General features: G+C 68.1%; 13 protein-coding genes. 6 read left to right on the forward strand and 7 right to left on the reverse strand.

The annotated features are described in order from the left end of the window. Positions 1-18 precede the first annotated feature (18 nt). Positions 19-438, reverse strand: coding sequence for a VOC family protein (locus ACWFRF_RS33960; RefSeq protein WP_379316617.1), 420 nt, complete (start codon positions 436-438; stop codon positions 19-21). A gap of 79 nt (positions 439-517) precedes the next feature. On the opposite strand from ACWFRF_RS33960, the gene ACWFRF_RS33965 reads away from it, so the two are divergent. The 4 genes from ACWFRF_RS33965 (at position 518) to glgB (ending at position 6,024) form a co-directional block, all read left to right on the forward strand. Further along, the gene (locus ACWFRF_RS33965; protein ID WP_387449086.1) at positions 518-1,108 is read left to right on the forward strand and encodes a TetR/AcrR family transcriptional regulator; all 591 of its coding nucleotides are present in this window, start codon (positions 518-520) and stop codon (positions 1,106-1,108) included. A 51-nt stretch (positions 1,109-1,159) separates the two neighbouring features. Continuing rightward, a complete protein-coding gene (locus ACWFRF_RS33970) occupies positions 1,160-1,804 on the forward strand; it encodes a LysE family translocator (protein WP_452454216.1) in 645 nt (214 codons plus the stop codon). Positions 1,805-1,867: 63 nt separating this feature from the next. Then, entirely contained in the window at positions 1,868-3,868 is a 2,001-nt protein-coding gene (locus tag ACWFRF_RS33975; RefSeq protein WP_452454218.1) for a maltotransferase domain-containing protein, read from the forward strand. Beyond that, complete coding sequence (glgB, locus tag ACWFRF_RS33980) at positions 3,868-6,024, forward strand: 1,4-alpha-glucan branching protein GlgB (protein WP_452454220.1); 2,157 nt, start codon at positions 3,868-3,870, stop codon at positions 6,022-6,024. Before ACWFRF_RS33975 ends, glgB begins: the two co-directional genes overlap by 1 nt. Here glgB and ACWFRF_RS33985 read toward each other — a convergent pair. The 4 genes from ACWFRF_RS33985 to ACWFRF_RS34000 form a co-directional block, all read right to left on the reverse strand. Beyond that, on the reverse strand, positions 6,021-6,413 hold the full coding sequence (locus ACWFRF_RS33985) for a nitroreductase/quinone reductase family protein (RefSeq protein ID WP_378996688.1): 393 nt from the start codon (positions 6,411-6,413) through the stop codon (positions 6,021-6,023). The genes glgB and ACWFRF_RS33985 overlap by 4 nt on opposite strands. A 126-nt stretch (positions 6,414-6,539) precedes the next feature. Beyond that, a complete protein-coding gene (locus ACWFRF_RS33990) occupies positions 6,540-7,412 on the reverse strand; it encodes a tetratricopeptide repeat protein (RefSeq protein WP_387449147.1) in 873 nt (290 codons plus the stop codon). 61 nt (positions 7,413-7,473) lie between these two features. Beyond that, the gene (locus ACWFRF_RS33995; RefSeq protein ID WP_379316173.1) at positions 7,474-7,851 is read right to left on the reverse strand and encodes a DUF3817 domain-containing protein; all 378 of its coding nucleotides are present in this window, start codon (positions 7,849-7,851) and stop codon (positions 7,474-7,476) included. Positions 7,852-7,947: 96 nt separating this feature from the next. Beyond that, complete coding sequence (locus ACWFRF_RS34000; protein ID WP_378996683.1) at positions 7,948-9,132, reverse strand: acetyl-CoA C-acetyltransferase; 1,185 nt, start codon at positions 9,130-9,132, stop codon at positions 7,948-7,950. A 130-nt stretch (positions 9,133-9,262) separates the two neighbouring features. Here ACWFRF_RS34000 and mce point away from each other — a divergent pair, with 130 nt between their 5' ends. Next, positions 9,263-9,724 carry a methylmalonyl-CoA epimerase gene (mce, locus tag ACWFRF_RS34005; protein ID WP_378996681.1) on the forward strand — a complete coding sequence of 154 codons (462 nt, stop codon included), beginning with the start codon at positions 9,263-9,265 and terminating at the stop codon, positions 9,722-9,724. A gap of 86 nt (positions 9,725-9,810) precedes the next feature. After that, positions 9,811-10,806: a coiled-coil domain-containing protein gene (locus ACWFRF_RS34010; protein ID WP_084473310.1), complete on the forward strand. Its 996-nt coding sequence runs from the start codon at positions 9,811-9,813 to the stop codon at positions 10,804-10,806. An 89-nt stretch (positions 10,807-10,895) separates the two neighbouring features. Here ACWFRF_RS34010 and ACWFRF_RS34015 read toward each other — a convergent pair whose 3' ends face one another. Beyond that, positions 10,896-11,186 carry an ATP/GTP-binding protein gene (locus ACWFRF_RS34015; RefSeq protein WP_452454223.1) on the reverse strand — a complete coding sequence of 97 codons (291 nt, stop codon included), beginning with the start codon at positions 11,184-11,186 and terminating at the stop codon, positions 10,896-10,898. A 10-nt stretch (positions 11,187-11,196) separates the two neighbouring features. Beyond that, complete coding sequence (gene nucS / locus ACWFRF_RS34020) at positions 11,197-11,940, reverse strand: endonuclease NucS (RefSeq protein ID WP_379318792.1); 744 nt, start codon at positions 11,938-11,940, stop codon at positions 11,197-11,199. Between the last annotated feature and the right edge of the window lie 116 nt (positions 11,941-12,056).

Consider the following 12,056-nt stretch of genomic DNA (forward strand, 5'->3'; position numbering starts at 1 on the left):
CGCGCCCGCACTGGGGGTCTAGGTGAATCGGGCAGCGAACTCGGGGCTCGGCGGGACCTCGGTGATCACATCGATCAGGACGCCGGCGGGGTCGGCGACGATGAAGTGGCGCTGACCGAAGTCTTCGGTGCGCAGGTCGAGCTCGGCGCGCAGGCCGCCGGTTTTCACGAGTCGGTCCCACTCGGCGTCGACATCGTCGACCTCGAAGTTCAGCACAACACCCTGTACGGGTTTTCCGAAGCCTGCCGGGATCGTGGGGTGGGTGGGGTCGAGCAAAGCCAGTTCGTAGGTCGGCTCGTCGTCGGCACCCGGCCGCCGCAGGCTGACGTACCAGTCCGCCTCGAAGACGATCTCGAAGCCGAACCAGGCCGTGTAGAAGTCGCGCGATTGCGCGATTCGGGTGGTGGCGAGAACGGGGTAGTAGCTGCTGAGTTTCATGGGATCACCTTTCACATACCGTCGGTATGTATCGTACGATAGTTCACATACCATCGGTAGGTCAATGGGAGGGCACTCGATGAGCTCGACGGCACGGACGCGGCAACGCGAGGAGACGCGGCGCATCCTGCTGCACGAGACCAGGGCGCTGTTCGCCGCGAAAGGCTATGCCGCAGTAGGGCTATCGGAGATCGTGACGTCCGCCGGGGTCACCAAGGGCGCGCTGTACCACCACTTCGACAGCAAGGCCGACCTGTTCCGTGCGGTCCTCACGCAGGTGCAGGAGGAGGTGGGCGCGCAGGTGGCCGCCGCCGCGGACACCGAGTCCGACCCCTGGACGCAGCTCACCACCGGCTGCGCCGCGTTCCTGCGAGCCTGCGCCGACCCCCGTGTCCAGCGCATCCTGCTGATCGACGGCCCCGCCGTCCTCGGCTGGCACGAATGGCGGGCCATGGACGAAGCCAACTCGGCTCGCCACCTCGACGAAGCCCTGCGAACCCTCGTCGACGCCGGTGTCCTTGCTCCGCAACCGATCGCCCCGCTGACCCAACTGCTCTCCGGCGCGATGAACGAAGCCGCGCTGTGGCTGGCCACCACCACCGCCCCCGGCGCGCTCACCGACACCATCGCCGCCCTCGATCGCCTCCTCGCGGGCCTGCGCATCGCCTGACCCCACGAAATCCGTTCGCCATACCCCGGCACTCCGTGTCACCATGCACCGATGCCGCACTGGGTCGATGTCCTGCCCGAATTCCTGGTCGCCGCCATCATCTTGGCCGCGCTTCCCGGACCCGCGACGGCGCTGTTCCTGCAGCGATCGGTACGCGACGGGCGCTCGGCCGGTCTGGCCGCGGTAGTGGGCAACGAGATCGGCATTCTCGGCTGGACGCTCGCGGGCGGCACCGGGCTGTCGATCCTGCTGGCGGCCAACCGCTGGCTCAACACCACCATGCACGTCGTCGGCGCCGCGGTGCTGATCTGGCTCGGCGTGCAGTCGTGGCGCCACGCCCGCGGCCACCACGACGAGTTCGGCGCCGCGCTCACCGCGAAACTGCCCGGCGGCAACTCGCCCGCCGCCGCCTTCCGCGCCTCACTGATCTCGATCGCCGCCAACCCGAAGGCCGCCGTCTTCGGCATGACGATCCTGCCCCAGTTCCTCCCGGACGAAGGCCCCGTCATCCCCACCCTCCTCATCCTCGCCACCATCCAGGTCGTCGTCGACGGCGCCTGGTGCGTAGGCGTGGTGCTGGCCGCCGACCGAGCGGGCGCCTGGCTGCGCCGCGCGGCAATCCGCCAACGGATGGAACGAACCCTCGCCGCCATCCTGGTGGCCCTCGGCCTCGGCCTGGCCGCGGACACCCGCTGAACACCCCGTCCTCCCCCGGCCGCCGACGCTCCCCACCCAGCGAAAGTGCAGTAAGTTAGCCGAGTGACCGGCCGGATTGCCATCGATGACATCGCCCCGTCCATTCCCGGCGGCCGCCCGGCCAAAGCCGCAGTCGGCGAGGTGTTCCCTGTCCGCGCCGTCGTCTGGCGCGAGGGTCACGACGCGGTAGCCGCCACCCTGGCGGTCCGCGCCCCCGGCTCATCCCGGATCACCCGCATCCGGATGACGCCCGACTACCAGCCCGACGTGTTCAACGCCCTCTTCACCCCCCACCTCCCCGGCGTGTGGACCTACCGCATCGAAGGCTGGAGCGACCCCCTCGCCACCTGGCGAAGCGCGGTCGAGGCGAAGTTGTCGGTCGGCCAGTCCGCCGCCGACCTCGCCAACGACCTCGAGATCGGCGCCGTCCTGTTCGAACGCGCCGCCCAAGCCGTCCCGAAGAAGCAGTTCGAACGCCTGCGCGCCGCCGCCACCGCCCTGCGCGGTGACGAACAACTCCCGGCCCGGGTCGCGCCCGCGTTCTCCGAGGAGGTCGCCGAGATCCTGCGCGCCACCCCGCTGCGCGAGATGGTCACCCGGGGCACCCAGTTCTCGGTCCTGGTCGAACGCCGCCGCGCCCTGGTCGGCTCCTGGTACGAGTTCTTCCCGCGCTCCACCGGCGGCCGCGACGCCGACGGCGCCCCGATCCACGGCACCTTCGCCACGGCGGCCCGCGCACTCCCCCGCATCGCCGGCATGGGGTTCGATGTCGTCTACCTCCCGCCGATCCATCCGGTCGGCGAGGTGAATCGCAAGGGCCGCAACAACACTCTCACCACCGAACCCGGCGACGTGGGCTCCCCCTGGGCCATCGGCTCGGCGGACGGCGGACACGATGCCGTGCACCCGCTACTGGGCACCGAGCACGACTTCACCGAATTCGTCTCCGAGGCAACCGCTCTCGGTCTGGACGTCGCCATCGACCTGGCCCTGCAATGCGCCCCCGACCATCCGTGGGTCGCCGCCCACCCGGAGTGGTTCACCACCCTGCCCGACGGCACCATCGCCTATGCCGAGAACCCACCGAAGAAGTACCAGGACATCTACCCGGTCAACTTCGACAACGATCCCGACGGTCTCTACGCCGAGATCCTGCGGGTGGTCCGGCACTGGATCTCGCTGGGCGTCACCATCTTCCGCGTGGACAACCCGCACACCAAGCCCGCCGATTTCTGGGAGTGGCTGATCACCGAGCTGCGCCGCACCGACCCCGACGTGATCTTCCTGTCCGAAGCGTTCACCCGCCCCGCCCGCCTCTACGGCCTGGCCCGCCGTGGCTTCAGCCAGTCGTACACCTATTTCACCTGGCGCGTGCACAAGTGGGAACTCACCGAGTTCGGCTACGAGATCGCCGCCAAGGCCGACGAGGCCAGGCCCAACCTGTTCGTGAACACCCCCGACATCCTGCACGAGAGCCTGCAGTACGGCGGCCCCGGCATGTTCGCCGTCCGCGCCGCCCTCGCCGCCACCCTCTCCCCCACCTGGGGCGTGTACTCCGGTTTCGAGCTGTTCGAACACGAGGCGGTCCGCGAGGGCAGCGAGGAGTACCTCGATTCGGAGAAGTACGAACTGCGTCCCCGCGATTTCGCCGGCGCCCTCGAACGCGGTGAATCGCTGGAACCGTGGCTCACCCGCCTGAACGAGATCCGCCGCAATCACCCGGCGCTGCAGCAGTTGCGCTGCATCCACTTCCATCACGTCGACAACGACGCGCTGATCGCCTACTCCAAGGTCGACCCGGCCACCGGCGACGCGGTGCTGGTCATCGTGAACCTCAACCCCTATGCCGCCGAGCAGGGCCACATTTCACTAGATCTCCCCGCCATCGGCCGCGAATGGCACGACCACCCGGTGGTCTTCGACGAGGTGAGCGGCGAGGAATACCACTGGGGCCAGCAGAATTTCGTGCGCCTCGACCCCACGCGCGCGGTCGCGCACATCCTGTCACTGCCCGCAGTCCCGGCCGCGGCCCGCGCACCGCTGGCCTACCGCGAGACACTGTGATGAAGCGCCGCGATCTCCTGCTGCTGGCCGCGGGCACCCATCCCGACCCGCACACCGTCCTCGGCGCGCACGCCCACGCCGACGGCACCGCGGTCCGTGTCCTGCGCCCCCACGCCGACGCTGTGACGGTGCTCGTCGGGGAGTCCGAACATCGGCTGAAATCGTTGGGCCACGGCATCTTCGACGCGATCCTGCCGTATCCGCAGATCGACGACTACCGCATCCGCGCCGAGTACCCCGGCGGCCAGACCGTGATCTCCGCCGACGGCTACCGCTTCCTGCCCACCGTCGGCGAACTCGACCTGCATCTCATCGGCGAAGGCAGGCACACCCGCCTCTGGGAGGTTCTCGGCGCCCACCCGCGCCACTACACCACCCTCGACGGCGAAGTCGACGGCACTTCCTTCGCGGTGTGGGCCCCGAATGCCCGCGGCGTCACCGTCTTCGGCGATTTCGACCACTGGAGCGGCACCTCGGCCCCGATGCGCGCGCTGGGCAATTCCGGTGTGTGGGAGGTGTTCGTGCCCGGCGTCGGGCCGGGCACGCGGTACAAGTACCGGATCCACGGCGCCGACGGCCGCGTCGTGGATCACGCGGACCCCCTTGCCTTTTCGACCGAGGTTTCCCCCGCGACCGCCTCGGTGGTGGCCGGCACCGACCACGTGTGGACCGACAGCGCCTGGCTCGACCGACGCGCGAAAACCGACGCGGTCCGCTCCCCCATGAGCGCCTACGAAATCCACCTCGGTTCCTGGCGACCCGGCCTCGACTACCGCGAATTGGCCCACCAGCTGGCCGATTACATCCGTGCGACCGGATTCACCCACGTGGAGCTGCTGCCGGTCGCCGAGCACCCCTTCGGCGGCTCGTGGGGGTACCAGGTCACCTCGTACTACGCCCCGACCTCACGTTTCGGCAGTCCCGACGACTTCCGCTACTTCGTCGACCACCTCCACAACGCGGGCATCGGGGTACTGCTCGACTGGGTCCCCGCGCACTTCCCCCGCGACGAATGGGCACTTGCCCGTTTCGACGGCACCCCACTCTACGAACACCCCGACCCGCGCCGTGGCGAGCAACTCGACTGGGGCACCTACGTTTTCGACTTCGGGCGCAACGAGGTCCGCAACTTCCTGGTCGCCAACGCGGCCTTCTGGATCTCCGAATTCCACATCGACGGCCTGCGCGTCGACGCCGTCGCCTCGATGCTGTACCTGGACTACTCCCGCCCCGACGGCGGCTGGGAGCCCAACATCTATGGCGGCCGGGAGAATCTGGAAGCGGTCGACTTCCTGCAGGAACTCAACGACACCGTGCACGGCGCCCATCCCGGCGTGGTCACCATCGCCGAGGAGTCGACCACCTGGCCCGGCGTCACCCGCGGCACCGACGTCGGCGGCCTCGGTTTCACCATGAAGTGGAACATGGGCTGGATGCACGACACCCTCGGCTACCTGGGTCGCGACCCGATCCACCGCTCCTGGCACCACAACGAGATGACGTTCTCGCTGGTCTACGCATGGAGCGAGAACTACGTCCTGCCGATCAGCCACGACGAGGTCGTGCACGGCAAAGGCACCCTGTGGACCCGCATGCCCGGCGACGACTTCGCCAAGGCGAGCGGCGTGCGCACCCTGCTCGCCTACATGTGGGCCCACCCCGGCAAGCAACTGCTGTTCATGGGTCAGGAATTCGGCCAGTTCCGCGAATGGGACAACGACCGCGGCCTGGACTGGCAGGAACTGGACAACCCACTCCACCAGGGCATTTCAACAATGGTCGCCGATCTCAATCGCACCTATACCGCCCACCCCGCGCTGTGGACCCAGGACGCCACCCCCGGCGGCCACTCCTGGATCGAAGCCGACGACAGCACCGCCAACGTCTTCGCCTTCCTCCGCTGGGGCACCGACGGCAGCGCGGTGGCGGCCGTGTTCAACTTCTCCGGTTCCCTCCGCGAGAACTACCGCATCGGCCTGCCCCACCCCGGCCCCTGGCACGAGATCCTCAACACCGACGCCCACGAATACGCGGGCTCCGGCATCGGCAATCTCGGCATCGTCACCGCCGTCGACACCCCCAGCCACGGTCACCCCGCCTCGGCCACCGTCACCATGGCGCCCCACAGCGCCCTCTGGCTGTCCTGGACGGTCTAACGATCCAGGTCGACCCGAATCGTCAGCAGGTCCGTACCGAACGCCCGCACCGCGGTGCTGTTGTAGCGCGGCAACTGCCGCAGTCTGGCCCGCGCGTCGTCCCCGGGCAGCAGCACGGCGGTCCCCGGGTACCAGCGTCCGCCCAGACGCACCCTGACCTTGTTGTCGGCTTTGATGTTGCGCACATACTGCGAGCGATCGCCGAACTCGGAGACCAGCCAGAACTCGTCGCCGACGCGCCGACCACCGATCGGGGTGACCCGCGGCTGCCCACTCACCCGCCCGACCGTCTCGAGCAACTGCTGACCGGGCAGTCTGCCCAGTATCGGATTCAGTCGCCGCTGCAACGCGGTGACGATCCGATGCTGGATATCGTTCTTGGACGCCATATTTCGACCGTAGCACCGCTCACTCGCAGCGAAGCCGCCCCGGCGGTGTTCGGCCGGGGCGGCTTCGCAGCGATCTGAGCACGGCGGTCGGTCGAAGGTGACCCGAACGTGGCTGGGCTGTGGGTGTCAGTACAGGGCGGCGGCGAGCTTGCGGCGGGCCGCGATCACGAAGGGCTCGGCGGGGTCGAACAGCTCGAACAGTTCGAGCAGGCGGGTGCGCGCCTTGGTTCGGTCGTCGCCCGCGGTGCGCTTGACGATCGCGATGATCCGTTCGAAGGCCGCCTCGGGGCGCTGTTCGAACATTTCGACGTCGGCGGCGTCGAGGGCGGCATCCAGGTTCGCCGGGTCGGCGTCGGCGGTGGCCACCACCGCCGGATCGAGCTGCTGCGCCCTGGTCAGGAAGCGCAGCTGGCGCAGGGCCGCCTTGGCTTCCTCGTTGCCGGGTTCCTCGGCGATGATCGCCTCGTAGGCCGCCTCGGCGCCGGCGAAGTCACCTTCGGACAGCTTGTCCTCGGCGTCGACGAAGCGCGGATCCTCGACCTCGGGTTCGGCGGGGGTCGCGTCGGGGTCGCCCTCGAGCTTGCCCGCGGTCGCGTCCATCACCGCATCGAGCCACTGGCGGACCTGCGGGTCCGGCTGGGCGCCTTCGAAGTCGGCCAGCGGCTGCCCACCCGCCACCGCGATCACCGTCGGAATGCCCTGCACACGCAGCGCCTGGACGATGTTCATATTGGCTTCGGCCTCGATCGCGGCCAGATCCCAGGCGCCGCGGTCTTCGGCGTTGAACCGTTCGAGCGTGCGAACCAGCTCGACGCTGCCCGCGCTGCGCTGCGAGAACAGCACGACCACCACGGGCACCTGCGTGGAGCGCCGGATCACCTTGGCTTCGAAATCCGCCTCGGTGACCGTGTGGTTCCCCGAGGCCGGAGCAGCAGCAGCGGCACCGCCGGGCGCGGCGGGCGGCTGCTTCAGCGCGGACAGATCCACCGCGCCGGACATGGCGGCGGCAGCGGCGGGCGAAGGACGGCGGGCAGCGGGTCGAGTCACGGTTTCCAGTTTGTCACGAAGCCGTCGGGGCGGCAGCCGCGGAGCCCTCGCTCGCGTCGGCGCTCAGCTCGCCCAGCTGACCGGTGCGCACCGCCCAGACCTCGAAGATCACGGTGAACAGCGGCGGAATGCTCGACGCCAGCGCCAGCACCGTGGTCTTCCAGTTCCAGTTCAGCTCACGCGAGGCCAGCAGCGCGGACAGCACGAACAACACGAAGATCCCACCGTGGACCGGGCCGAAGATCTTCACGCCGATCTCGTTGCCCTCGGCGGGCAGGTACTTGAACGCCATACCGGTCAGCAGACCGATCCAGGACAGCGCCTCGAGCACCGCGAAGAACCGGAACCGGCTGGCCGTTGACCGCAAATCGAAGAAACCCATGCCCACCATTGTGCCGCATGATCTACGACACCACGTAGTTGGACCGGTCACAGCGAAAGCCCTGGTACTCACGAGGAATACCAGGGCTTACGTGGTCGAACAGGATCAGGCGGGAACGCGGATGATCAGCGCGTCGCCCTGGCCGCCACCGCCACACAGCGCGGCGGCACCGACGCCACCACCGCGACGCTTCAGCTCCAGCGCCAGGTGCAGCAGGATGCGCGCGCCCGACATGCCGAGCGGGTGCCCGATGGCGATGGCGCCACCGTTGACGTTCACCTTCTCCGGGTCGTAGCCCAGCTTGCGGGTCGAGGACACCCCGACGGCCGCGAACGCCTCGTTGATCTCGATCAGGTCCAGATCGGCGGGCGTGATGCCCTCCTTCGCGCACGCGGCGAGGATCGCGTTGGCCGGCTGGTCCTGCAGGGTCGAATCCGGCCCGGCGACCTGGCCCGCGGCGCCGATCTCGGCGATCCACTCCAGGCCCAGCTCTTCGGCCTTGGTCTTGCTCATCACGATCACCGCGGCCGCGCCGTCGGAGATCTGCGAGGCGGTGCCCGCGGTGACAGTGCCGTCCTTGCGGAAGGCCGGACGCAGCTTGCCCAGCGACTCGACGGTGGTGTCGGCGCGAATGCCCTCGTCCTCGGTCACGTAGACCGGGTCACCCTTGCGCTGCGGCACGGCGACCGGCACGACCTCGTCTTCGAACAGCCCGTTCTTCCACGCGGCGGCGGCGCGCTGGTGCGAGGCCGCGGCCAGCGCGTCCTGATCCTCGCGGCTCACCTTGTCCAGGTCGTTACGATCGTCGGTGAGCAGGCCCATGGCCTGGTCGGTGATCACGTCGTGCAGGCCGTCGTAGGCCATGTGGTCGACGAGGGTGGTGTCGCCGTACTTGAAGCCCTCACGGCTCTTGGGCAGCAGGTGCGGGGTCTGGCTCATCGACTCCATGCCGCCGGCCACCACGATCTCGTGCTCACCCGCGCGGATCAACTGATCGGCCAGCGCGATCGCGTTGATGCCCGACAGACAGACCTTGTTGATCAGGATCGACGGCACATCCATCGGGATGCCCCCGGCGATGGCGGCCTGGCGCGCGGGCAGCTGCCCCGCGCCCGCCTGCAGCACCTGGCCGAGGATCACGTAGTCGACCTGCTCGGGCGCGACGCCGCCCTTCTCGAGCGCGGCCTTGATCGCGACACCGGCCAGATCCGAGGCCTTGAAGCCCTTCAGACCGCCCAGCAGCCGACCGACCGGGGTACGCGCACCGGACACGATGACAGAAGTGGTCACGAAAGCCTCGCATTCATTGAGTCGATCCTCGCGGACGCACACAGCAGCACCGCACGCGTACAGGAGTTGGACTCCACGGTAACCGGTATCGGCCCGCGCCCGGCACGCAGGTCCGCGCTAGCTTCGTGGGGTGACCAATGAGAACTTCATCCCCGCCGACTACGTCATCGCCGTCGACCACGTGGGCATCGCCGTGCCCGACCTGGACACCGCGGTGGCCTGGTACACCGACAACCTCGGCATGGTCGAGACCCACCGCGAGGTGAACGAGGCCCAGGGCGTCGTCGAAGCCATGCTGTCGTGCCCCGCCGCCGCCGACCGCGCCACCGCCCTGCAGTTGCTGGCCCCGCTCACCCCGGAGTCGACCATCGCCAAGTTCATCGACCGCAGCGGCCCCGGACTGCAGCAGCTGGCCTACCGGGTCACCGATATCGACGCGGTTTCGGGTTTCCTGCGCGGGCGCGGAGTGCGTTTGCTGTACGAAGCCCCTCGACACGGGACCGCCGATTCCCGCATCAATTTCATCCATCCGAAGGATGCTGGCGGTGTGCTGGTCGAGCTCGTGGAGCCGAACCCGGATGTTACGCACTAGTACGCCGGTACTGTCGGTAAATCTCGGCGAGATCACAATCACGGTCGAGTCTCCATAGGCTCGCTCGAGGCTGTATTTTGTGTGCCATGTCGTCACCTGAGTCCGATCGCAATCGCTTCGTTGCACTGCCCTTCACCGTTGTGCGCAAGGGTTATGCGCAAGACGAGGTGCGCAACTACTTCGACCGCTTCGACGCTGAGCTCCGCGTCACCGCCACCGACCGGGACGCTGCCGCAGCGCAGGCCCGCAATCTCGCCAGCCAGCTGGAAGATGCACGTGACGAGATCGACGAGCTCCGCAAGGAGGTCGACCGGCTTTCCGTGCCGCCGACCACCGCCGAAGGCATGTCCGACCGCATCTCGCGCATGCTGCGCCTGGCCTCGGACGAAGCGTCCGAGGTCCGCGCGCTGGCGCAGGCCGAAGCCGCCGAGATGGTGTCGATCGCCGAGCAGCAGGCCACCGAGATGCGTGGCAAGTACGAGTCGCTGCTCGCGGAGACCAAGGAGAAGCGCGAGGCGCTCGAGATCGAGTTCGAGCAGACCCTCGCGAACGCGCGCACCGAGTCGGCCAAGATCATCGAAGCCGCCCAAGCCGATGTCGAACGTCTGGGCAAGGAGGCCGAAGCCAAGCGCAAGGCCACCCAGCAGGACTTCGAAGCCACCATGAACGATCGGCGTACCAAGCTGACTCGGGCCATGGAGGAGCTCGAGGCCACCAGTCGCGCCGAAGCCGCCCAGCGGATCAAGGACGCGACCGACGAGTCGAACCGCCTGATCAGCTCCGCCACCCAGACCTCCGAGCGCAAGATCGCGCACGCGAAGGAACTGGCCGAGGAGATGCGCGTACTGCGCGGCCGGGTGCTCGCCCAGCTGCTCGGTATCCGCGGTCAGCTCGATTCCGTGCCCGCCATGCTCGCCGCGGTCAACCGCGAGAGCGAACTGCTCGACGGCACGCCGGAGCGCAAGTCGATCAGCAACAACGGCAACAAGTCGGTGTCGAGCTCGCGTCAGAACAAGGCCATCCCCGAGGTCGCCGACGAGGACATCGTCGATGAGGACCGCGAGAGCGCCGACGTCAACTAACCAGCTGTCGGACTCGTCACGACATTCACCCGGAAAACCGAAGGCCGCCTCGAATCATCGAGGCGGCCTTCGGTTTTCTGTCTCTCAGGTCACGACCAGCGACGGGTGATGCCGCGAGTGCGCCTGCCGTTCCAGCAACCCTGGTGCCAATGCCTGCGGTCGTCCTCGCCGCCCTCGACGGCCCAGGCCACGATGTGGGCGACACCGATCGCGATCTCGTGGTCGCAGCCGGGGCACCGATAGGGCTTCACCGCCCGAGCGCCGGGAACCGTTCGCACGATATAGGTTTCGTCGCCCGGGCCGTCCTCGGTGCGGCCGTACACGTCGCCGATCGGCTTAGGCGCCGCAGAACGTCCGCTGCGCGGTCTACGTCGCGGCATGACACTCCTCCTAGAACAAGCGGAAAACGTTGCTCTCCGTGCCGCGTAGCTCGTCGTAATCGAGCGTGAGGCACCGGATTCCACGGTACTCGGCCAGCGTCTTCGCCTGCGGCTTGATCTGCTGTGCCGCGAACACCCCGGCCACCGGGGCCAGCAGCGGGTCGAGGTTGAGCAGTTCGAGATACCGGGTGAGCTGCTCGACACCGTCGATGTCACCACGCCGCTTGATCTCCACCGCCACGGTGGCGCCGTCGGCATCGCGGCACAGCAGATCCACCGGGCCGATCGCGGTCATGTACTCGCGCCGCACCAGGGTGTACCCCTCCCCGAGCTTCGTCACGTGTTCGGCGAGCAGCTCCTGCAGATGCGCTTCGACGCCGTCCTTCACCAGGCCGGGGTCGACTCCGAGCTCGTGCGAGGAATCGTGCTCGATCTCCTCGATGGTGATCCGCAATTCCTCGCCGGCCTTGTTGGTCACGACCCACAGCGCCTCAGCCGTCACCGGCTCCGGAGTCTGTCCGTCCCGTAACGGCCGTACGCCGTCGGGCAAGGCGGCGGGCATCGCGTCCGGCACTTCCTGCTCCACCAGCCAGCACGGCGGACTCATCCAGTTCAGCGGCTTGTACGAGCCGCCGTCGGAGTGCACGAGCACCGACCCGTCGGCCTTGATCAGCAACAGCCGACGAGCCATCGGAAGGTGGGCGGTCAGTCGACCGACATAGTCGACCTGGCAACGAGCAATGACGAGGCGCACCCAAGCACTGTAGGCGACGACCCTGGGAACGCAAAAAGGCCCTCCAACCGAAGTTGGAGGGCCTTTCGCAAAGATGTTCCGGCAGTGTCCTACTCTCCCACACCCTGTCGAGTGCA

This window comes from Nocardia sp. NPDC055165, assembly GCF_053606985.1.